We start from the raw sequence: 22,996 nt of genomic DNA, 5'->3' as shown, positions 1-22,996 counted from the left end.
GAGAATGTTGTAAATGAAAGAAAAAATGATATTAGATAAGTCAAATATTGCAAATGCTATTTTTAGAAATCTTTCGGCAGATGAAATCAGGAGAGTCAAAGGTGTATCGCATATTTTTTATGAGCGCGCCACTGAGTATCTGATAGGTAATCTTAAGAATGAAAATTTTCACCTTAGTCGAGTTGTTCCACCTTCTGATGCGATACAAAGAGAGCAAAAAGTTGAATTTTGTGCCAAATCCTTGCAAGCACTTATTTGTAGTATATCTAAAGGAGAAGAGGGAAAGTCTGAGAAATTGCATAAATTTAATAATATGATGGAAAAAATACGCCGTGCTGTACAATCTAACCTGGGTCTAAGTCGTGTTCAAAGAGAAACATATGAAACTTTCCATCCCATTTATGTCAAACTCGGAGCGCCCGTTTTCCCAATTAATGATGGGGGGCAACTTGATCCAGACAACATTGTTTATCGAACTGCGCCTGTTAAAGGCAGCGATGAACGAAAATCATCATGGGTTATATTATTAAAAGATGACTCAAAAGAAGACGGGCTTTCCATTTGTTTTGATACAAAGTTTCGCAAATATCTTCTGCACATAGATGGTTCAGGCCACGTTACTTCTCAATTAATACTTAGATGGACTGCTATTTATGACGATTTATTGCCGGATAAGGCCGCACAGCAACCGCTTAGAGCCTTTACTCCTTGGCAGAGGCATGCTGAGGCAAATTTTTTTAATGGACGTTCAACCAATAAAATATTGGGATTATTAACAAAAAATTATCCCGAAATATTCAACTATGATCCTACCTCTTACTTTAAAGAAGAACCTGTCTTTAGTGTTGAATTAAATAGAAATGCTCCACAGAAGCTGTCAACAGATAAAAAAAATATTTATTTAACTTTAGATGAATCTTTTTTTAAAAAGCCAGATGGTTTTGAAGCTGGTTTAAACAGGCAGCCAATATTGGCTGTGATAAAAACAAGTTCCCCATTGAGAGGAGATTGTTTTTCTGTGGTGCCAGCTATTTACGAAAAGCAGCAGCTTCATATTCTAATTAAAGGACATCAACAACACACTCAAGTTGTTGATGTTTTTCATGCAAATTTTAAAACGGCAGAACTTCAATCTTGGGCGTTGCTTGACGATGTTTCGATTTTCGGAAAACCCTCAAGAGAATACAAACCTGAATTAATTGATTTAAATCTTTTATCCAATCAACAATCGGAGTTAATGTCTCATGTTTCAACAGCGCCGATGGTAAGAGGAAGCGGGCCTGGCGCCCGTCAATATTGGTTGAATGGGTTTTTCAAAAGCACAGTTTATAGTGAAATGATTGTAATCGCAGAAATTTTCAATAGCCGGTTTATGAGCACTCCGTTAGCATCTTTGGAACAAACACTTCATCATTCAGACGCAACAAAAAGCTTTTATCGTTTGCAATTTAGTCGTCAGGAATTAGAGAAAGCTAAAGAGTTTGTTTTTCAGTTGGCTATCCCTAATGAATTTTCCAAGCAAGAAGATTTCGACTTTTTTTATGGTGAAAATGGCAATAAATTAGAAGAAACAACAAAGCTTGCTATTCTCATGTTAAAAAGAATGGTGCCCAAAGAGTTTCATCATAAAATTCGTATTGGTATTAATATGTGTTGTCCTGCTGCATCAGTGGAAAATATTGGTTCAGGATTTGGTTTACGCAATAAGCCTGATTTTATAAAGCGCATTGTTAAAGCGATAAAGGACACTGATTCAAACCTGAAAGTTGAATTTAAAACTTTAATGTTATCGCATGAAGATAGCTATGGTGATGGTAATCAAACATCTGGTAGCACAAAAAATATCTCGGAAGTTCAAAATGAACGTCTCACACGAATAGTTTCCAAAACGAAAGCCGATAGATTAGTGTATCAAGGAAAGCCACGCAATATTGAAGCTTATAACGGTGATGCTGTGTCAAGCATTATTAGAGAGGTTAAGACACCAAAGGAATTCCAGTTTGGGTATAGCGGGATGGTGGCTACTATTACAAATCATGATATACACCAATTAGGTTATAAGGTTGTCGGTGAGCCACATTACAGTGTACAAAGTATTCTTGAAAAAATAAAAAAACAATTAGGGGAAGTTCCAATTGAATTTGAAGTGATGCTGGGTCGAGTTTTGCTGGGCTCAGCATGGGTATTACAAGGACGATATGCCAGTGACGCAGAAATCCTTTTGCATACTTTGCTTCAGGCAGCGATTGAGCAAGAATGGGCTGAAGGAATGGGACGATATGGTGTGGATATATATCAAATTCAAATTCTCTATAATATTAGGCATATAACTAATGATAATTATAGGAATTATCTAATTAATAAAATACTTAATGCTCAATCTACGGAGGAAATAATTGATAAGGTATTTGAACAATACCTAAGCATTAAGAAAAAAGGGGAATGCAATATTTTACAGCTTCATAGACTTGAGCAAGCGGTGTTTGCTGCAATACCTGATAACAAGGTTCTGTAACAATACAAATTAATTACAGAGCCTAAATCAAAATTGAGGACGGGTCTTCAATTTTTCTCAAATCAAGATGACAAGCAAACATTTGAGGAAAAATCTGTCTTTGTTCCTTAAGACAGTATTGTGCATTAATAGCTACTCATAGTTTAAAAATTAAATATAAACTTATAGTTCTTTATAGGAAATAACGAGAAAGATGAAAAATAATAAGCCTGTAATCACTGTTGACTTAAATGATCCGGTTAAGTGCTTGGAAAATCTTGAAAAGGCTTTCCAGACTGGTACTTTTATTCTAAAAAATTCGCCGGTGAATTTCAGAAGATTAGAGAAGGTTTTATCTAATCTGGATACATTTTACAATTTGGATTTTAAAACCAAAATAGATATTTCCGGACAAATTTCCGGCGGTGGTGCAACCAGAGGCTATTTTCCCCTGGGTGTAGAAAGTGGTCTTGTTGATGTGTTTGAAAAAAAAGAATCTTATTCGTTTGGGTGGCCTGATAATGAAATCCCGGATTCAGATGCCTCAAATTTATCATTAGTTGCTCCCAATATCTATCCTGATCATGGTTATATCAACCCAGATGATATTAATGGATTGATAAAAGATTTTGCCAATACAGCAAAAAAATTATCCAGGTTAATTGAAATCATCCTCTTCAATGGAAAAACTGTTTTACCGATTGATGAATCTTCAGATTTTCAATCGTTGTTACGAAGCTTCAGGTATTACAAAAAGACAGAATTTGATCCTCCTAATACAGGAGCAAATTCGCTTCACACAGATTGGAACCTGATTACTTTGGTATATGCAGATGCAGATGGATACCAATATAGAGATAATGAGGGCAACTTTCAAAACATAATCCCTGAAACGGATGATTGCCTTATAGTTAATTTTGGAGATTTTTTATCAGCTTGGACTGATGGAAAAATTGTTAGTCCTTGGCATCAGGTAGTTGAGGCAAAGAAAAAAGATGTAAGAAATTCTCTGGTCTTCTTCTATTATCCAGCAGCCTCTAGCTCAGCCGTTAAAAATCCTATATATAATCAAGGTGAACCTCTAAGTTTGTTTGTTGATCAGTCTGATCCTTTAAACAGGTTATGGGACTTTTCTAAGATAAGAACTATGAATGAAATGTATGCAGAAAAATGGAAACAAGTGAATAGAAGATAGGGTTCTGTTTAAGACATTAAGCAATGATTATCATAACAAAAAATAAAAAAATACCCTTGGCTGGTATATTTTTTGTTCCCCAAAAAATAGGGTTATGCTGTATATTAGGAATCATTGTTCTCTTCTAATCTCAAGAGGGATTAGATTTTAGTATATTTACAAATGAGCTCACTTGTCTCAAGAATATGGCCTTGCATAGCATATTCAACGTCTTTCTTTGTTGCTTTTTCATCCAGAGATAAAAAAGTATCCAAAGCATATAACCTAAAATAATATCGATGTGTTCCGCTTGGTGGACATGGTCCGCCGTAACCTGTTTTGCCCCAACTATTCTTAATGCTTATCGCTGAGTCGGGTACATCTATAGCTGCATCCAGTTCGTTATAACTTGCCGGTATGTTGAATAAAACCCAGTGAAACCATAATCCTCCTAACGCATCCGGATCATCCATAATTAATACATAGGATTGGGTATTTGGCGGGGCGTTTTCCCACTCAAGCGGTGGAGGGCGATCCAATCCATGGCAAGTAAATTCATCAGGAATAAAATCGTTATGTTCAAATGCCGGGCTTGTTAGCAATAAACTCAAAATACTCTCCTTGTCTCTCTCGGATACAGCATTGTGAATCTTAATCTTTTGTTATTTTTCCTTACTACACTTAAATTATATTAGCATGGTAATTTTGGATCTGCCATTCATCAAAGTCATCAAGAAATTTAAAATATTATTCTCTTCATTGACTCTTACTCCTCCTACTCATTAGTATATAAATCTCTTAAATATTTGCCACAACTGAAGAGTTTTAAGAAGGTATCTATCTTGACATCTTACCAAGAAAGACAAGTTAAAATCCCGGGTTTTACTATTGCTCTTAAAATTTGGAATTCAGAAAACCCCAATCCAGTATTGTGTTTGCATGGTAAAATGGATAACGCGGCCAGTTTTGATTTGCTAGCGCCTTTATTACCAGACAGGCAACTGGTTGCAGTAGATTATCCTGGAACTGGACTGTCAAGTCACTATCCTGAGGGTGTTGTTCCTCATTGGAAAAATGATGCTTTTCTCATGTGCCATGTTATTAAGGCATTGGGATGGAAGAGTTTTGATATTATTGCTCATTCATTAGGTTCTTTTTTGGCAACTGTTCTAGCCATTGCTCAGCCTAAACAAGTCAATAAACTGGTATTTTTAGATATTTTAGGGCCAACGGTCCATATTATTGAGAACAGTATGGCTTATTTACCCTTAAATATCGAGAGCTATTTAATATCTGGGAAACAACCAAGAACTGTATTTGCAAGTCGGGATGCTGCGATAAAAGACCGTATGAATATTGGTAATATAAGCTATCAAGCAGCTCAAGCTTTAGTTCAAAGAGGCACAAAACAAGATAAAGAAGGTTGGGTTTGGACATTTGATCCCCGATTACGTTGTATTAGCTCGACTATTCCCCATGAAGATGAAATTCGAGCTATGTTTCGTGCTATTGACGTGCCAGTTTGTCTTATTCTCGCTAGCCAAGGTGTATCTTATCCGGACTCTGTTTTTAAAGGTCGTTCCCAAGCAATAAAAAATTTAACTATTCATAGAGTACAGGGAGGGCATCATGTGCACATGGATGAGCCTGCCCCTGTCGCAGAAATTATTTCTCAATATTTAAGTTCTAAATAAAATGGGTTTATTAAAAAATAACTCGTATAAATGAGCACTTGTTCTTAATTTGATGTGGAAATGATTGATAATGAATGATTTTATGCTGTATAATTGTTCAATTTATTTAATTGTGGAGCATTAATATGCCTAGATGGTTTAGAAAAATAGTAGATGAGGGAGAAAGGCTGTTTGTTGAAGTAACTGATGAATTGCGAGATGAAAGTGAAGTGCATAAAGCAGTAAGTCAGTTACACTTACGTGTTGGACAAATTTTAAATGCCAATCGATCAAGACTTGAAAAACCGGTTATTGAAGCAGCTGAAGGTTTTCTTCATGATCTAGGAGTCATCCTGGAAGAAGATTCCAGGTTGAGATTTCCTCATGCACCAATAAACCAATATCTACTCGCTGATAAGTGTACTGATATTATATACAGCTATAAACCTTCTTTGGAGTCAGCCCCAGGAATTTGGAATCAGATCAAGGCTCATATCAATAACTTTATTGAAATAATCTTTGGTTTAGAGAATGTTTTACCAACGGCTCAGACTATGTTTGCAAAAGATGTGAATTTCACCATGTGCAAAAGAAATCTTTCCAGGTTAAAGGAGTCACTTGAAAGTGATGCACCTGGTTTGTTGTCTGTGCTGGTTAGTTGTTAAATCGTCTTTGGATTTAATTAATTTCCTTAAGCATTAATTTTTCCTTGAATGACCAGATACTGTATTGACATGCATTGTCTTGGTCATCAAGGTGTCTGGCTTACAAGATACAACTGAGATGGACCTAGGTGGGTGACTCAATCAGCTCTTTTCCATCCTCTTTTTTTAAGCTGGTAAATATCAATCCTGAAAGAATCGTAAGTATCCCTAAAGCAAAAAAGGTTAGATGAAAAATCTTGACTGTTAAAACAAAATGCTGCGAAACCTGAAAAGTGAATAAACTGACCAGTAGGGCAGAAATTGCTACTCCAAAACTTTGGGATAACTGTTGAACTGTGCTCATAATACTTGTCGCATAACTCATATCATTATCGTCAATATTCGCATACGCAAGGGAATTCATCCCTGTGTATTGCAGAGCAATGAAAAATCCATAAAGAAATGTTAAAAAACCAATGTAGATGACAGAAGTGCTTTGATTTATTGTGGCAAAGGACCAGAGAGAAAAACAGACTAAAACTGTATTTAAAATGAGTAATTTTTTATAGCCTAATTTTCGTAAGATAGAGAATGATAATGGCTTCACCAGGAACACACCCAATGCTACTGGTGTTAGTAACAATCCTGACAACTGGGGAGAATATTCTAAAATAATTTGGAAGAGTAATGGCAATAAAAAGGGGATTCCCCCGAAACTTAAACGAGTTAATAAATTTCCAAATACCGCAATACGAAATGTTCTTATATTTAATAAAGTAACTTTTATTATAGGATTACTCTTGTTACGAGAATGTCTGGTATATCCAATTAACAGTAAGGCAGATAAAAGGATAATTGAAACAGAGTAGCTGATATCCGTTTTAGTCTCACTAAACAGAGACAAACCTAAAGTTAAGAAGGCCAGGCCGGCTCCAAACATTATAAATCCTGATTTATCCAAAGGTGGGACGGATCTGGGCAGGATAGTTGGAAGCAGTTTATGAGATAAAAGCATAGCGATTATACCAACAGGGATATTAACCCAAAATATCCAGCGCCATGAAAAATAATCGGTAATAATACCGCCCAGTAAGGGACCAAGTAGCATGCCTAGAGAGGCAATCATGACGACTATACTCATCTTTGTGATTAATTCGTGGCGTTCACAAGTTCTCAGAATAATTAAACGTCCAACAGGCACAGTTAGTGAGCCGCCTAAACCTTGTATAATTCTAGCCAATACTAACTCCCAAAGACTTTGAGTGAATCCACACCATAACGAACTTAAGGTAAAGACACCGATAGCTGCTATAAATACTTTTTTTACACCATATTTATCAGCAATCCATCCACTTATAGGAATAAAGATTGCCAAGCTTAAAAGATAGCTAATGAGCGCGAGTTTGAGATCAATGGGATTGACCTCTAAACTATGAGCCATCACAGGGATTGCGGTGTTGAGAATAGTTGTATCAATAGCCTCCATAAACATGGCGCATGATACAATGAACATAATAATATTTTTCTTCATAATGCCTGTTTTATGGAAGTTAGAACGTTTAAATTTTATTAACCTGAAACTCTATTAAAGTCACAAGCCCGCTCCAGTATTTTGTCCAATGATGATCATAGTGATCCTTATTATTAACTCGTTTAAGCAAAACGCCGTTTTCAACTTTAAATAATGGAGCTGTATCATTTATCTGTTCAATTTTTGAGTAGTCGGGAAATACATCCATCTCTGGGTAGTATTCAGGAATTACTCCATTCATAAAAGTACTATGGATGCTGTCTGCGGAACGTTGCATGGCATCCAGAATGACCATTCTTTGTAATTCAGCTTCAGGCTTATATAAATAGCCATCTCCATAAGCAAGCCAACTTATTCCTTCATGGTTCACTACATTTAACCCATGTTGATTGTCTTCATTATGCATCAAATTGGCGATAAGAAGATTTAAAACAGAAGGCAGTAATATATCATGTCCTATGGCTCTTCTTGGAGTACGCATGTGTCCTGCAGAAAAAGAATCAGTTAAGTAATGATTTGCAAAGGCATTTTGAGCATAGGCTAATTCAAGGAGTTTGTGAGCTTCATCGATAAGTCCCTGCTGCTTCTTCTCATAAGCTTTTAATGCTGTTTCCAAAGCAAATCTATGGCCTGTTTTATAGGCTACAAGTGAATCGGGAACAAAGTGATCATAGTTGACTTCAGCTAATTTAATATAATTGCCAAAGGGTATAAAACCACTGATTATACTTCCACCGCAAGTCAGTTTGTTTAATTCCTTGCTAATAGCCGAGTCGTGCTGCTTATAATAATCCCAATCATTTGTTCCGTTTTGTTTTGATTTTTCGATCTCTTCAGCCAAATTGGTAAAAAACCGATCAAGATGGGTTATCTGATTAAGAGGGTTAGAGCAACGTTTGTCTTGCTTGTTACCCAAAGTCCCCATAGCGTCAAACTGCGCCTGGAAACAAGCTAACCTGTTTTTCTCAGAGCAATTGGATATGGGTTTTGCTGGATTTCCAAACATATCACCACCATACATTACGATCTCGCCATAGCTTAGTTTACTCCCGTTGGGTAATGTCAGTTTTACAATCCCAGTCTTGCTGTCATGTCCTGGCAAATAAAGTTGAACCCTATCCCCCAGATTTTTATGTTCCAGATTGGCAAAGCCTGCGCCAAATTTTTCTAAAAATTGAATGGTTGTTGGTTGAGATATTGTCTTGATAGAAGATGGTTCATTGGCACAGATGTTATGGGTTATTAACAATGACAAAGACAAAGCTGGTGTGATATTCTTCAACATTATGCATTCCCTTGATTATTTGGCCCTTTATTCGGGCATTTTTTGTTTTTTATATCCATACAACATTTTAAAAATGTAGCATGAGATTTTTATAATTGATAATTATTTGAGAATCATTTCATGAGAAAAGTTAAGCCAAAATTAAATCTTACCCCACAAACCGCACAGATTGTGAATTTAAGCCATGATGGGAAGGGGATAGCACGAATTGATGGCAAGGCGACTTTTATTCAGGGAGCGCTACCCGGTGAAGTGGTTGAATTTCAGTATACACGGGTAAAAAAGGATTTTGATGAAGGTAAATTATTATCGATTGTCGAACCCTCAACTCTAAGAGTTGAACCAAAATGCCCTCATTATCAGATGTGCGGAGGTTGTTCTTTGCAACATATGAGTGCCGAGGAACAAATTCGTTTTAAACAATCCCATCTTTTCGACTTACTATCACGGTATGGCCATACTGAACCTCAAACAGTACTGTCGCCTTTAACAAGCCATCATTGGAACTATAGAAATAAAGCTCGTTTAAGTACCCGCTTTGTAGAAAAAAAACAAACCGCCCTGATTGGATTTAGAGAGAGGAATAATCCAAGGTTTATCACAGAGATAAATCAATGTCCCATTCTTAATTCAAAAATAGATGCTGATATTGTTCATTTGAGGAAATTAATCGATACAATGGAGGATAAGCATTGTATCGCACAAATTGAAGTGGCTGCAGGTGATAATGAAGTAGCACTGATTTTCCGAAATCTATCTCCATTAACAGAACAAGATGAATTAAACATTCAGGAGTTTGCTCAACAATTCCAATACAAGGTATTCCTGCAGCCAGGTGGACCTGATTCAGTTTTTTGTTTTTATCCTTCAAATACGCATGATTATTTGAGTTATGAGCTGCCAGATTATCAAATTACCTTTCAATTTCATCCTAACGACTTTACTCAGGTAAATGCCGAGTTAAACAGAAAGATGGTAACGCAGGCAATCCAGTTAATGGAATTAAAAAATTCTGATATCGTGCTAGACTTATTTTGTGGACTGGGTAATTTTTCGCTTCCCATGGCTAAACATTGCTCTCGAGTTATCGGTATCGAAGGCAATAAGAACATGGTTGAAAGAGCCTATATGAATGCCAAGTCTAATCATATTACAAATGTGGATTTTTATGCTGCTAATCTTGATGATGTGATGGAAGTTAGGAATCTGGTTAATACGTCTTTTAGCAAGGTTTTAATCGATCCTCCCCGGTCTGGTGCGCTTGAAATTGTAAAACAAATTGATGCAATTGATCCCGAGCGCATAGTATATGTATCCTGTAACCCGATAACATTAGCTCGAGATACAGATATATTGGTTAATCAAAAAGGTTACGTTTTGATAACGGCTGGGGTAATGGATATGTTTCCTCATACAGCGCATGTCGAGTCTATAGCCTTGTTTCAAAAAGGATAATAAGTATGGTAAGAGTAAAAGATACGACTCCGTTGACGCCGGATGGCAGTATTGACGTAGAGATGTGGTTACATCATCTCGGTTCAAAAGGATATTTGGATAATCTCGAGCTCGTAAGAAATGCCTGTACTTTAAGTCAATTGGCCGGTCAGGATCATGCTACTGAAACAGGACAAACCTGTTTACAACAAGGTTTATCAATGGCTGATTTGCTTGCTGACCTGGAAGTAGATCAGGAAACTCTGGCCGCAGCTATTATTTTTGAAAATGTTCATTATGCGGATTTATCCATTGACGATGTTGAAGAGCAATTGGGGCACAATATTGCCAAATTGGTCAAAGGCATAGAAAAAATGAGTGCCATGAACAATTTCCAGGCTTTAAATAAATACCCGCAAAACAAAAATCAAATCGATAATATTCGTAAAATGCTCCTTGCGATGGTTGATGATGTGCGAGTTGTTTTAATCAAACTGGCGGAGTGCTTATGTATTTTAAGAACGGCAGGGCATCTGTCTGAAACGGTACGTAAGCAATTGGCAACCGAAGCCATGGAAATTTACGCACCTCTAGCTAACCGCTTGGGAATAGGGGCAATCAAATGGGAAATGGAAGACTTGGCTTTCCGGTATTTGCACCCAGAAGAATATAAGGCGATTGCCAAGGGATTGAAGGCTAAACGATTGGAAAGAGACAGCTTTGTCAATCGCATTGTCGAACAGATTGAGCATCAGATTCGAGCAACAGGAGCTCGTCACTTTGCCGTTTATGGTCGCTCAAAACATATCCATAGTATTTATAAAAAGATGAAGCGCAAAAATGTATCATTAGACGAGATATATGATGCAACAGCAGTTCGTATTCTGGTAGATACTGAAGCACAATGTTACGAAGTGTTAGGCATGGTTCATACTTTGTGGAAGCAAATTCCAGCAGAGTTTGATGATTACATTATTAACCCAAAATCTAATGGTTATCAGTCGCTCCATACTGCAGTAGAGGGTCCAGAAGGAAGAGTTTTTGAAGTACAAATCAGAACTTTCCATATGCATGATTTGGCAGAAATGGGGGTGGCAGCCCATTGGAAATACAAAGAAGGTGCTGTATCACAAAAAGAAAGCCATGAGCGTAAAATAGAGTGGCTAAGAGATGTTTTGGCATGGCATCAGGAAATGGCAGCTAATAAAGGCGTTGCAGAAAATGTCACGACTGAATTTCTTGAAGACAGAGTGTATGTCTTTACTCCCGATGGGGACGTATTGGATTTACCTCATGGAGTGACTCCTTTGGATTTCGCTTATCATGTTCATAGTAATTTGGGACATCGTTGCCGGGGTGCCAAAGTTAATGGCCATATTGTGCCTTTGACTTATCAATTAAAAACGGGAGACCGGGTTGAAGTATTGACTGGAAAAGAAATCAAACCATCAAGGGATTGGATTAATCCTCATCTGAATTATTTAAAGACTGCAAGAGCCAAGGCTAAAGTGTTGCATTGGTTTAAAATGCAAGATTATGAAGATAATGTGAGAGATGGTCGTGAGCTACTGGAGAAGGAATTAAAATCTTTAGGTATTAAATCGGATAAACTGAACGAAGTTCTTACGGCATTGAATTATAAAAAAGCGGATGATCTTTATGCCAGTTTAGGACGCGGTGATATTAAAATAGGACAGATTATTAATCGATTGGCACCGCCAGATACTTCAGAGCAGAATTTACAGAAATTTATAAGACAACAGCAAAAACCAGAAGTTACAGGCAGTGATCTTCGCATTGAAGGAGTTGGAAATTTATTAACATTTATGGCCAGATGCTGCCAACCTGTCCCTGGTGATGAAATAGTGGGATATATTACCATTGGAAGAGGGGTATCGGTTCATCGTAAAGATTGTCCTAATATTATTCATGCCAGTGAGAAACAAAAGCGTAGGTTTATCCAGGTGAATTGGGGTACAGCAACACGGGAAAATTATGTCGTTGATGTTTTGATTAAAGCCTTTGATCGTTCCGAGTTGTTGAAGGATGTTACTTCACTGCTTTCAAATGAAAAAGCGCATGTTTATGCTTTACAGACCCATAGCAATAAACATGAAAATATGGCTTATATCACTTTAACAGTTGAGATCGATGGCTTAAACAGTTTGTCGCGCTTATTAACTAAATTGGAGCAAATTCCTAATGTGCTGGAAGCAAGAAGGCAGTTATAGCTTTGGTATGTTCAAAGCAAACCCCTCAAAAAATTGATAGGGCTCATGCGATAAGTAATGCTATGAGATTGATATTAGAAGATAAATCCTGCAACAACTGCTCGGTGTTCGCTCAATAAGACGTTATAAGTTCTACAAGCGGCACCTATGGACATGCATTCGATACCAATTCTTTTTTGCGATAATTGACTGATTAGAGTGACAGGTAACATTTTGCCTTTTTGCAGATGGCCAATAATAATTAATTCAGGATTGCTTCCCAATAATAAATCAATGTATGAATCATTTATATCCTGGATATCTTTAATTACAAAATCAGTAATGATTTCTTTCTTGGAAACAATTAAACTACTTTCATAAATTATGGAATTAATCTGAATCTTTTTATCGCTGTAAGCTTGTACTGCATGTTGCTCTGCAGTTTCTAGATTGATATTCATGATTTTAAAAAGTTCATTAGTTTATAATGGCTAACAGTATATCACAGAGGTCAATATTATGAGTCAATTTCCACGCATTAAACGCTTGCCCCCTTATGTATTCAATACAATAAACCAGCTTAAGATGGAAGCGCGGGCGCGAGGAGAGGACATTATAGACTTTGGTATGGGAAATCCTGATCAGCCAACCCCGCCTCATATTGTTAATAAGCTTATAGAGGTTGCTCAAAGACCTGATACGCATCGATATTCAATGTCGAAAGGAATCCCGAGATTACGTCGAGCGATGGCAACGTGGTACCTGCGCCATTATGATGTTCATCTGGACAGTGAAACACAAATATTAGCTACAATAGGGTCTAAAGAGGGACTTGCTCATTTGGCTTTGGCAATTTCAGGCCCTGGTGATACGGTGCTTGTTCCTGACCCCGCTTATCCTATCCATACCTATGGGTTTATCATTGCTGGCGCTAATGTAAAGCAAATACCTTTAATCGATGAGGTTCAATTTTTGGCTGCTGTTGAAGATGCTATTAACAGAACCTGGCCAAAACCCAAAGCCTTGGTTTTAAATTTTCCGGCAAATCCAAGTACTCACTGTGTTGAATATGAATTTTTTGAAAAGGTGGTTGATCTTGCCAAGCGTAATAATATTTGGATTATTCATGATTTGGCCTACGCCGATATAGTTTTTGATGGGTATAAAGCCCCTTCAATTTTACAAGTTCCTGGTGCCATAGACATTGCAATCGAAACTTACTCGATGTCCAAGTCTTATAATATGCCTGGCTGGCGTGTTGGGTTTGCATGTGGTAATGAAGAGTTGGTTGCTGCCTTAACACGTATAAAATCTTATTTGGATTATGGTACTTTTACTCCCATCCAGGTTGCTGCTATTACAGCACTGGAAGGCCCTGATGACTGTGTGTTGGAAATAAGAAATCTTTATGAAAAACGGCGCAATCTTTTGTGTGATGGACTGAATGACATTGGTTGGGAAGTTAGCAAGCCTAAAGGAACAATGTTTGTTTGGGCGCCTATTCCTCTCAATTACCGCGCCATGGGATCGCTTGAATTCAGTAAATATTTATTAAAGGAAGCTCAAGTTGCTGTTTCACCCGGCATAGGTTTTGGACAGCAGGGCGACGGTTATGTCCGATTCGGCTTAATTGAAAATAAAGACAGAATAAGACAGGCCTTAAGAAATTTAAAAGCCCTGTTTAAAAGAGATGGTTTGCTAAAGGCTATTTAAACAATGGATGTCATTATAAACACAGAAGGCAGCTGTGATAGCAAAGAGGGCAGATTGTTGAAATCGCAAGGCTTGGCAGTGCTTAATTTGTTAGCATGTGGCGGTTATGACCTTGCAAATCCACCAGTAGGCAACCTATTGAAATCCAGCCGTAATCTTGAGGGGGATTGGGTAATTTTAACTCCCATGCATTGGCAGGCATCGCATAATGATGCTGTCATTGTCGCTATTGATAACGATTTACGAGTAACAGATGAAGAGGTGAAATATTGGTTCGATTTATATTCTGCCTATTTAGCGGAAGAAGGGATGAGCCTGTATTTTTATGACAAATATACTTGGCTATTGCGAGTTGATGATAAACCACCTCTTAATGCCAAGCCCATTTACCAGGTGTTAAACAAGTCTTTGATGCCGGAATTATCGCACCTGGATGAGACTATGTATTGGCAAAAATTTTTTACTGAAAGCCAAATGTTTTTCTCCTCCAACCCTCGGAAATCGTTAATTAATGGCATCTGGGCATGGGGTAGTGGCCAGCTTAAAGATAAAAACACAATCTCAATTTGCACAGACAAGCATTTTTTGGATATAGCTCAAGTTTACTCTTCGAGTGTGACTTTATATGACCCATCAGTGAATCTGAGTAAATTCGAAGTTGTTTTATTACATAGCATTGATTCTCTAAGCGAATCACATCAAGTTGAAATAAAAAAAACACCTGCACATTGGTACTGGAACAATTGTGTTTTAGTTAAGGCAAAATCTCATTGGTTTACTCGATTATGGAGAAGTCTGACGCATGCTGATTAAACAACGACAACAACCTGAGCATACAGTAAACTTACCTAATGTACCGGATGTATTAAAACGTATTTATATAACACGGGGCATTAGTGATGAATCTCAACTTGATAAGCAATTACAAACACTGCTTCCTTTCCATTCTTTAAAAGGCATTAATGAGGCTTGCTTAAGACTAGAGAGTGCTTTGCGTTCTGAGCAACGTATTCTGATTATCGGTGATTTTGATGCTGATGGAGCAACTTCTACTGCATTAGCCATTACTGCTTTGCGTGCTATGGGTGCCAAGTTTGTTGAGTATTTGGTACCTAATCGATTTGAGTTTGGTTATGGCCTTACTCCTGCCATTGTCGAAGTGGCAAGCAAATGGCAACCTCATTTAATTATTACTGTTGATAATGGTATAGCCAGTTTTGAAGGAGTCGATGCAGCAAATAAAATGGGGATAGACGTATTAATTACTGATCATCATTTACCAGCAGAATCATTGCCCGATGCCTGCGCTATTGTTAATCCTAATCAGCCTGGTTGTTTATTTCCAAGCAAGTCAATTGCGGGGGTCGGTGTTATTTTTTACGTTATGCTCGCATTGCGCAGACATCTTTCCAAGAGCAACTGGTTTAGTGAAATCAACCTGCCTGAGCCTAATATGGCGAGTTTTCTGGATTTGGTTGCATTAGGGACTGTAGCCGACGTTGTGGGGCTTGACCAAAATAACAGGATCATGGTTAATCAAGGCATGATGCGTATTCGTCAAGGACAATGCAGAGAAGGAATAAAAGCCTTGATTGAAATTGCTGGTAGGGATTACTCCAGGCTAAGAGAGTCTGACCTTGGTTTTGCCATAGCGCCAAGATTAAACGCCGCAGGCCGTTTGGATGATATGTCGCTTGGTATTGAATGTTTGATTACGACGGATCCAAAAATGGCAAGAAGTTTCTGTCAACAGTTGGATGAGTTGAATTTGGAAAGAAGACAGATAGAATCTGAAATGAAAGAGCAAGCCATGCTTGCTCTGGAGAAATTGTCAATTAACGACGAAGAGAATAAACACTTACCTGTTGCTCTGTGTCTTCATGATAAAACCTGGCATCAAGGGGTGATAGGAATTTTAGCCGGAAGAATGAAGGAGAGATATCATCGACCTGTTATTGCATTTGCCTCCGTCAGTGAGCAGGAGTTAAAGGGTTCAGCACGTTCTGTCCCCGATTTAAACATTAGAGATGTACTGGCTGCTGTTAACAAGGATAATCCAGGACTAATTCTTAAATTCGGAGGACATGCTATGGCTGCCGGATTAAGTATTAACCCCGAATTATTGAATGATTTTCGATCAGCTTTTGTGTCAGAGGTTCTGAAGCATCTTGACTTATCTCAGTGTGAAGGAGAAATACTGACGGACGGGCCATTGCAACCCCATGAACTGAATTTGGAAACAGCACAATTAATACAACAAGCGGGTCCTTGGGGGCAAGCGTTTGCAGAACCTGTATTTGATAATGTATTTGAAATTCTGGATCAACGAATTGTCGGTAAAAATCATTTAAAAATGACATTAATTTCCTCACAAGGAGGGGAGCCACTGGATGCCATTGCTTTTAATGTGGATTTAAAATCCTGGCCTAATCATAGGATTAAGTACATTCATGCTGCCTATAAATTGGATATCAATTTTTATCAGGGGAGAACAAGGCTCCAATTGCTCATCCAGGCAATGAATCCTGTTCAGCAAGCATAAACTCTTAAATTGATGCTATTTTTGTGTATTTCTCAAACAACAATGTATAATGTTATATTTGCTTTAAATTGATTAAACGTGGTTAATAGTATTTTTTCCAAATTATCTATAGCGCCAATGATTGATTGGACTAACAGTCCATTTCGAACTCTGATGAGGTTATTGGCTCCTAACGCCCTTTTGTATACTGAAATGCAAACAACAGGGGCTGTGCAAAATAATCCTGACAGAGCTTTGTATTTTAATTCTGTTGAACATCCTATCGCTATTCAATTAGGCGGGGCAGATAAATCCGCATTAGTTAAGTGCGCCATTATTGCTGAACAGAAAGGTTTTAATGAGATTAATTTGAATTTGGGATGTCCTAGTGACAAAGTACAGGCAGGACGATTTGGAGCCTGCTTGATGAAGGAGCCAGAACATGTTGCTGATTGTATTCGTGCAATAAAACAGGTAGTAGGAATACCAGTCACAGCGAAAACGAGGATCGGTATTGATAACCAGGATAGTTATGAGTTTTTCAGATCTTTTTCTCTTCACCTGGTTGAAGCAGGCTGTGATAAGCTTATTATTCATGCTCGCAAGGCTTGGTTAAATGGGTTAAATCCAAAGCAAAATAGAACGATTCCTCCCGTAAATTATGATTATGTATATGAACTAAAAAAAGAAATTCCCCATATCTTTATTACAATCAATGGGAATATATTAACTGTTGAAGAAATAAACAGTCATTTAAAACATGTCGATGGAGTAATGTTAGGACGGCTTGCTTGCGATAACCCCTATCAAATTGCTGAAATTCATCAAGCCTTATACCCAGAATTCATCAAAATGAAACGCAGCCAGTTGTTAATAAATTATCTGGATTATTGGTTTGATCAATCTCGAGCCAATCTCTCGTTAAGCATTTTGGTTAAGCCACTTTTTAATTTAGCTTTTGGATTACCGGGAGCCAAACATTGGAAAAAGAAATTGATGAATATTATTCAGGAGAAAAATACTTCCGGTTTTAGTGAGTTAATCCAGTATTTATTAAATTTGGAAGCAATAAATCAAGTCGAGTTTGTATAAGAAATAATAGAGCAGATGTCAACATTTCGTGGAATTTTATCAAGATTTCTAGTACATTAACGAGTTTATTAATTGGAACATCCTGAGGGTTATTGAGGCCATGCTGAGTACGTTAATTAAGAAAATGTTTGGAAGCCGAAATGAACGGACATTACGGCGAATGGAAAAGTCGGTAATGGCTATTAATGCGTTTGAGCCGAAAATGCAAGCTTTATCAAACGAAGAGCTGGCTGGAAAAACTCAAGAATTTAAAGAGCGTTTCAATAATGGTGAAAGTCTTGATGAGTTACTTGCGGAAGCTTTCGCTACGGTTAGAGAAGTATCATTGCGAACTCTCGGCCTTAGACACTTTGACGTACAATTAATAGGCGGGATGGTATTGCATGAGGGAAATATTGCTGAAATGCGTACTGGGGAAGGTAAAACACTGGTTGCAACCTTGCCAGCCTATCTTAATGCCATTAGCGGACGTGGTGTACATATAGTTACTGTTAATGATTATCTTGCGAAAAGGGATAGTCAATGGATGAAACCCATATATGAATTTTTAGGGCTTACAGTGGGCGTTATCTACCCTGATATGTCGCATAAGGAAAAACAAGAGGCTTACAAAGCGGATATTGTTTACGGAACTAATAACGAATATGGTTTTGATTATTTGCGTGACAATATGGCTTTTAGCCTGACTGATAAGGTACAAAGAGAGCTTAATTTTGCCATTGTTGACGAAGTAGACTCCATTTTGATCGATGAAGCGAGAACTCCATTGATCATATCTGGTGCGGCAGAAGATAGTTCAGAGTTGTATATTAAAATTAATTCCTTGATTCCTCAGTTAAAAAAGCAGGAAGAAGAAGGAGGCGAAGGCGATTATACTGTAGATGAGAAGCAAAAACAGGCTCATCTGACTGATGCAGGCCATCTGCATATTGAAGAACTGCTGACCAAGGCCAAATTATTAGATCCTGGCGAGAGTCTTTATCATGCCAGTAATATTATGTTGATGCATCATGTGAATGCGGCACTCAAGGCTCATGCGATGTTTCACAAGGATATTGACTATATTGTGAAAGACAATCAAGTGGTTATAGTGGATGAGCATACTGGACGCACAATGCCAGGAAGGCGTTGGTCAGAAGGCTTGCACCAGGCAGTCGAAGCTAAGGAAGGAGTTCCAATTCAAAATGAAAATCAGACTCTGGCTTCCATAACTTTCCAGAATTTTTTCCGCATGTATAATAAATTGTCAGGAATGACAGGTACTGCTGACACAGAAGCCTATGAATTTCAGCAAATATATAATCTTGAAGTAGTTGTAATACCTACCAATAAGCCAATGGTTAGAAAAGATGAGGCTGATTTGGTTTACCTAACACAGGCAGATAAATTCCAGGCGATAATCGAAGATATCCGAGAATGTGGTGTTCGTAGACAACCCGTCCTGGTTGGAACGGTTTCAATCGAAGCTTCTGAGTTTTTAAGTCAGCTCTTAAAAAAGGCGAACATAAAGCATCAAGTATTGAATGCAAAATTTCATGAAAAAGAAGCGCAAATTATTGCTGAAGCTGGACGCCCTGGTGCTGTAACCATTGCGACTAACATGGCGGGACGAGGAACAGATATTGTTTTAGGTGGAAGTTTGGCAGCTGATCTGGCCAATTTACCGGCTGATGCGAGTGAACAAGAAAAAGAGGCGGTTAAAAAAGAATGGCAAAAACGTCACGATGAAGTGATTGCAGCAGGTGGACTTCGAATTATTGGTTCTGAGCGTCATGAATCAAGACGTATCGATAATCAATTAAGAGGGCGATCTGGTCGTCAGGGTGATCCTGGCAGCAGTCGTTTTTATTTGTCACTTGAAGACAATTTAATGAGAATATTTGCTTCTGACCGTGTGGCCTCTATGATGCGTCGCCTGGGAATGCAGCCTGGTGAGCCGATTGAGCATAGTTTGGTTACCAGGGCGATTGAAAATGCTCAACGTAAGCTGGAAGGACATCATTTTGACGTAAGAAAGCAACTGTTGGATTATGATAATGTAGCGAATGATCAACGTCAGGTCATTTATACTCAGCGTTCTTCTATCATGGAAATGACAGATACACAGGAAGTTGTAGAAATGATGAGAGAAGAGGTAATGAATAGCCTGGTTGATACTTATATCCCCCCTCAAAGTCTGGAGGATCAGTGGGATCCACAGGCCTTATCTGATGTTTTGTCAGATGAATTTAAAATCAAAGCCCCTGTGACTGACTGGATTAATGAAGATCATAGTATACAGCCTGAGCAAATTAAAGAAAAAATTCTTGCTTTAGCCATAGAGCATTATGATGAAAAAGTAAGAAAAGTTGGAAGGCCAGTCATTTCACAATTTGAAAAATCAATTATTTTACAAACTTTAGATAATCATTGGCGTGAACACTTGGCTGCAATGGATCAATTACGCCAAGGAATCCATTTAAGAGGTTATGCTCAGAAGGATCCAAAACAGGAGTATAAAAAAGAAGCTTTCAGCTTGTTTACAATGATGCTGGATAATCTTAAGTATGAGGTAATCAGGATACTATCATCCGTTGAAATTCAAACGGAGGAGGATGCTCACGTTGTTGAAGAGCAACGTAGAGCAGATCAAATTAAAAAAATGAATCTCATGCACGAAAATTTATCAGAGAATGATGAGGCGAGCGAAACGCAAACTTTTAGACGACAAGAAAAGAAAGTTGGTCGGAATGATCCTTGTCCCTGTGGATCAGGTAAAAAATATAAAGCTTGTCATGGAAGCCTGGTGTGAAAGTAGCAGTTGCTATCATTATTGATGAAAAACAACGTATACTGATTACCCAACGTCCTCTTCATGCCGCACATGGAGGATTTTGGGAGTTTCCTGGAGGAAAACTGGAGCCTCAGGAATCCGGAGAGGATGCTTTGGTTCGAGAGATCAGGGAGGAGCTAGGTATAGTTGTGAATGAATATCGGTTTCTGGGGTATGTAGATTATGACTATCCAGACAAACATATACAATTAATTATTTTTATGGTGACTCGTTTTACTGGCAACCCGTTATGTCTGGAAGGACAGCTCAATATGAAGTGGGTAAAAAAAGAGGAGTTAAATATCAATGATTTCCCTAAGGCAAATCATGCTGTTTTTGATTTAATTAATGCCCCGGAATTTCAATATCAAGCATAATGAATGTGAGAATAATCTAAAGTATTGACGCTATTACACAATATCCAATTGCTGAGTATAAAATAAATCACCTGTTTAGATGACGTTATATCAGGTTAGTTGATGAGGGAAAATTAATCAGGATTGCCAAGGTATATGCAATATCAAAGATTGCATGAATAGCAGTCTTTTGTAAATGATTAAGTTTTGTATTTCAGTTAATTGTTAATCAATTGGACAGTAAAATGATTACTAAGCAAAATGGAATTTATATTCTAGCTGTTTCCTTATTACTATCCTCATTTCAAATCAAAGCAGCTACTGATTATCAAGCATACGAAGCGGTTTGTGGCGAACCAACAGATATGCTTTCTTTTTTGGAGAGAGGCGGTATTGCAACTAATCCTTGTGTGGTCCCTCCCAGGAGCGTGTTAATTAGTTCTGGATACCAATATCAGCAATTAATTGGTGAAGGTATACAGCACAACTTTCCTGCTGCTGCTATCCAGCTAGGCTTGCCAGGTTATTTTGAGGTAGATTTGTTATTACCCAATTATATTAATCAGACGGTTGATCCTCGTATAGGTTTTAGTCAAACTCAGCTCATTGTCAATCATGTTCTTTGGTTTAATGATAAGTGGGTGGTTACCGCTAGCGGGACATTTATTTTCCCATCAGGCAGCGCTTCTTTTGGCAGTCCAAATCCAGGAGGTGGTGTCATAGGAATTTTAAGTTACAACTTTAATTCCCAATTAAATCTTACAGGCAATTTGGGTATCACCTCTCAATCAGAGCCTAGTTACGATGGTGGGCAAAGTTATACGAGTGTTAATCCGGATCTTATTTTATCATGGACTAAAAATAAAATATCATTATTTGCTGAGATTTATGGACAAAGTAAAACAGCGCCTGATGAAGGAAGCGGTTATAGTACTGATGCAGGAGTTCTTTACCAAGTTAAAAAGAATATTGTAATTGATTTGGAGGTTGATCAACGCATCAGTGGCCTTCTGAATGGTGTTGAGCGTTATTATGGAGGAGGGATTACCATACAATTTAATTAATGCAGACTCGCTTTGATGCAAAACTGGTTTGGCTTATAGGGCGTCTATATTTGGCAAAATGCAATTTCCAGATCTATTGTTTTATCTCTAATTTCTTGGCCAGTGACAAGCTCATAAAGTCTGATGGTTAAACTATGATGTCCTAACTGTATTTTGGGTATCATTTTCAATGTTTTATCCATTCTTAATAAGATCAGATGGTTAAGTGATTTAGGTGAAAGGCTATGCTGATAAAATCCATTATTTGCTCTAATGGGAGTATACTGAGTAATACCTCGTAACAAGGATAAATAAACTTTTACAGTATCTTCCAGATCTTTTAGGCAGGATACCCATTGACTAATTGTTTTTTGCCTTAATAGTGGATCTGAATCAAACCACAATACCAAATGGGGGGAATTAAATTCGCATTCTTTAGTATTGGGGTGGTGTATTTGTCTTAAAGTTTTTAAAAATTCATCATCATGGATTCTGTTGCTAAATCGACCTGGCACATGATTTAATACATGGATTTGCGTTTCCAGATCATCAAACAATTCACTATGATTCAATAAATTAGGTTTTTTAAGTACATGTTCAATTCTAATTAACTCTTTGATAAATCTGCTTTTTAATTCCGGTTTTTCAATTATTTCAACAATTTCAATTATATTTTTTAATGCAAATCGATGTATAACCTCATGAGACTCACTGCAAGCTTCATTTATGGTTTTAAAAAGATACTCCAGGCGTAAGGCAATTCTTGATAAAAAATGAGTTGCCAGTTGAAAAGTTATCATATGGTCATGCATAGATTAAGGCCATCCTTAGCTTTATCCTATAATAATGGCAATTTAAATTTTTATAGATGCACATTGAATAAAAATGAGCTCCCATGTTTATTTTAAAAACGATATTGTTTTTTTATAAACGAATCTAAAAAAATCAAGCTATTAAGGTTTAATTTTGCGTTAAGAGTAACATAAAAGTCGTTGAAAATAAAAAAATCTTTAA

Annotated in this window: 17 protein-coding genes and 1 pseudogene; 13 read left to right on the top strand and 5 right to left on the bottom strand. The window is 37.5% G+C overall.

The features are described 5' to 3' along the window. Positions 1-13 precede the first annotated feature (13 nt). Positions 14-2,626 (top strand): annotated as a pseudogene (locus CC34_RS01000000116070) (lpg1449 family Dot/Icm T4SS effector). An 82-nt stretch (positions 2,627-2,708) separates the two neighbouring features. Then, entirely contained in the window at positions 2,709-3,689 is a 981-nt protein-coding gene (locus tag CC34_RS0101385; RefSeq protein ID WP_027226952.1) for a 2OG-Fe(II) oxygenase family protein, read from the top strand. Between the two features lie 140 nt (positions 3,690-3,829). Here CC34_RS0101385 and CC34_RS0101380 read toward each other — a convergent pair whose 3' ends face one another. Then, complete coding sequence (locus CC34_RS0101380) at positions 3,830-4,279, bottom strand: YbhB/YbcL family Raf kinase inhibitor-like protein (RefSeq protein ID WP_027226953.1); 450 nt, start codon at positions 4,277-4,279, stop codon at positions 3,830-3,832. 231 nt (positions 4,280-4,510) lie between these two features. On the opposite strand from CC34_RS0101380, the gene CC34_RS0101375 reads away from it, so the two are divergent. Beyond that, complete coding sequence (locus CC34_RS0101375; protein ID WP_027226954.1) at positions 4,511-5,362, top strand: alpha/beta fold hydrolase; 852 nt, start codon at positions 4,511-4,513, stop codon at positions 5,360-5,362. A gap of 125 nt (positions 5,363-5,487) precedes the next feature. Then, the gene (locus tag CC34_RS0101370) at positions 5,488-6,006 is read left to right on the top strand and encodes a hypothetical protein (RefSeq protein WP_027226955.1); all 519 of its coding nucleotides are present in this window, start codon (positions 5,488-5,490) and stop codon (positions 6,004-6,006) included. A gap of 124 nt (positions 6,007-6,130) precedes the next feature. On the opposite strand, the gene CC34_RS0101365 is transcribed toward CC34_RS0101370, so the two are convergent. Together CC34_RS0101365 and CC34_RS0101360 are read right to left on the bottom strand one after the other, a co-directional pair. Further along, positions 6,131-7,516, bottom strand: a complete 1,386-nt coding sequence (locus CC34_RS0101365; RefSeq protein WP_028379067.1) for an MFS transporter — start codon at positions 7,514-7,516, stop codon at positions 6,131-6,133. Between the two features lie 28 nt (positions 7,517-7,544). After that, on the bottom strand, positions 7,545-8,801 hold the full coding sequence (locus CC34_RS0101360) for a hypothetical protein (RefSeq protein WP_027226956.1): 1,257 nt from the start codon (positions 8,799-8,801) through the stop codon (positions 7,545-7,547). A gap of 120 nt (positions 8,802-8,921) precedes the next feature. Between CC34_RS0101360 and rlmD the strand changes: the two genes are divergently transcribed. Together rlmD and relA are read left to right on the top strand one after the other, a co-directional pair. Beyond that, positions 8,922-10,256 carry a 23S rRNA (uracil(1939)-C(5))-methyltransferase RlmD gene (gene rlmD, locus CC34_RS0101355; protein WP_028379066.1) on the top strand — a complete coding sequence of 445 codons (1,335 nt, stop codon included), beginning with the start codon at positions 8,922-8,924 and terminating at the stop codon, positions 10,254-10,256. Between the two features lie 5 nt (positions 10,257-10,261). Beyond that, positions 10,262-12,466, top strand: a complete 2,205-nt coding sequence (gene relA, locus CC34_RS0101350; protein WP_027226958.1) for a GTP diphosphokinase — start codon at positions 10,262-10,264, stop codon at positions 12,464-12,466. A gap of 74 nt (positions 12,467-12,540) precedes the next feature. Here relA and CC34_RS0101345 read toward each other — a convergent pair whose 3' ends face one another. Beyond that, complete coding sequence (locus CC34_RS0101345) at positions 12,541-12,906, bottom strand: Mth938-like domain-containing protein (RefSeq protein ID WP_027226959.1); 366 nt, start codon at positions 12,904-12,906, stop codon at positions 12,541-12,543. A gap of 58 nt (positions 12,907-12,964) precedes the next feature. Between CC34_RS0101345 and alaC the strand changes: the two genes are divergently transcribed. From alaC to CC34_RS0101310, 7 genes are all read left to right on the top strand, one after another. Then, positions 12,965-14,158 carry an alanine transaminase gene (alaC, locus tag CC34_RS0101340; RefSeq protein WP_011213745.1) on the top strand — a complete coding sequence of 398 codons (1,194 nt, stop codon included), beginning with the start codon at positions 12,965-12,967 and terminating at the stop codon, positions 14,156-14,158. Between the two features lie 3 nt (positions 14,159-14,161). Next, positions 14,162-14,971 (top strand): hypothetical protein, encoded by an 810-nt coding sequence (locus CC34_RS0101335; RefSeq protein WP_028379065.1) that lies wholly within the window; start codon positions 14,162-14,164, stop codon positions 14,969-14,971. After that, positions 14,961-16,700 carry a single-stranded-DNA-specific exonuclease RecJ gene (gene recJ / locus CC34_RS0101330; RefSeq protein WP_027226962.1) on the top strand — a complete coding sequence of 580 codons (1,740 nt, stop codon included), beginning with the start codon at positions 14,961-14,963 and terminating at the stop codon, positions 16,698-16,700. The genes CC34_RS0101335 and recJ overlap by 11 nt, the downstream gene beginning before the upstream one ends. A gap of 78 nt (positions 16,701-16,778) precedes the next feature. After that, positions 16,779-17,771, top strand: a complete 993-nt coding sequence (dusA, locus tag CC34_RS0101325; protein ID WP_028378891.1) for a tRNA dihydrouridine(20/20a) synthase DusA — start codon at positions 16,779-16,781, stop codon at positions 17,769-17,771. Positions 17,772-17,871: 100 nt separating this feature from the next. Further along, positions 17,872-20,562 (top strand): preprotein translocase subunit SecA, encoded by a 2,691-nt coding sequence (secA, locus tag CC34_RS0101320; protein ID WP_027226964.1) that lies wholly within the window; start codon positions 17,872-17,874, stop codon positions 20,560-20,562. Then, entirely contained in the window at positions 20,559-20,960 is a 402-nt protein-coding gene (gene mutT, locus CC34_RS0101315; RefSeq protein ID WP_027226965.1) for an 8-oxo-dGTP diphosphatase MutT, read from the top strand. Before secA ends, mutT begins: the two co-directional genes overlap by 4 nt. A gap of 224 nt (positions 20,961-21,184) precedes the next feature. Further along, positions 21,185-22,003, top strand: a complete 819-nt coding sequence (locus CC34_RS0101310; RefSeq protein WP_027226966.1) for a transporter — start codon at positions 21,185-21,187, stop codon at positions 22,001-22,003. Positions 22,004-22,047: 44 nt separating this feature from the next. On the opposite strand, the gene zapD is transcribed toward CC34_RS0101310, so the two are convergent. Further along, a complete protein-coding gene (gene zapD, locus CC34_RS0101305; protein WP_027226967.1) occupies positions 22,048-22,794 on the bottom strand; it encodes a cell division protein ZapD in 747 nt (248 codons plus the stop codon). Positions 22,795-22,996 lie beyond the last annotated feature (202 nt).

It is taken from the genome of Legionella pneumophila subsp. fraseri (assembly GCF_000586315.1).
Classification (GTDB): Bacteria; Pseudomonadota; Gammaproteobacteria; order Legionellales; family Legionellaceae; genus Legionella; species Legionella pneumophila_B.
Note: the sequence above shows the minus strand (reverse complement) of the source record. Positions and strands in the feature narration are given on the sequence as shown.

Excerpts from the sequence above, each read along its gene's own strand:
- CC34_RS0101360 (WP_027226956.1), bottom strand. The coding sequence starts at position 8,801 with ATGTTGAAGAATATCACACCAGCTTTGTCTTTGTCATTGTTAATAACC.
- secA (WP_027226964.1), top strand. The coding sequence starts at position 17,872 with ATGCTGAGTACGTTAATTAAGAAAATGTTTGGAAGCCGAAATGAACGG.
- rlmD (WP_028379066.1), top strand. The coding sequence starts at position 8,922 with ATGAGAAAAGTTAAGCCAAAATTAAATCTTACCCCACAAACCGCACAG.
- zapD (WP_027226967.1), bottom strand. The coding sequence starts at position 22,794 with ATGCATGACCATATGATAACTTTTCAACTGGCAACTCATTTTTTATCA.
- recJ (WP_027226962.1), top strand. The coding sequence starts at position 14,961 with ATGCTGATTAAACAACGACAACAACCTGAGCATACAGTAAACTTACCT.
- CC34_RS0101345 (WP_027226959.1), bottom strand. The coding sequence starts at position 12,906 with ATGAATATCAATCTAGAAACTGCAGAGCAACATGCAGTACAAGCTTAC.
- alaC (WP_011213745.1), top strand. The coding sequence starts at position 12,965 with ATGAGTCAATTTCCACGCATTAAACGCTTGCCCCCTTATGTATTCAAT.
- CC34_RS0101335 (WP_028379065.1), top strand. The coding sequence starts at position 14,162 with ATGGATGTCATTATAAACACAGAAGGCAGCTGTGATAGCAAAGAGGGC.
- CC34_RS0101370 (WP_027226955.1), top strand. The coding sequence starts at position 5,488 with ATGCCTAGATGGTTTAGAAAAATAGTAGATGAGGGAGAAAGGCTGTTT.
- relA (WP_027226958.1), top strand. The coding sequence starts at position 10,262 with ATGGTAAGAGTAAAAGATACGACTCCGTTGACGCCGGATGGCAGTATT.
- CC34_RS0101310 (WP_027226966.1), top strand. The coding sequence starts at position 21,185 with ATGATTACTAAGCAAAATGGAATTTATATTCTAGCTGTTTCCTTATTA.
- CC34_RS0101365 (WP_028379067.1), bottom strand. The coding sequence starts at position 7,516 with ATGAAGAAAAATATTATTATGTTCATTGTATCATGCGCCATGTTTATG.
- CC34_RS0101385 (WP_027226952.1), top strand. The coding sequence starts at position 2,709 with ATGAAAAATAATAAGCCTGTAATCACTGTTGACTTAAATGATCCGGTT.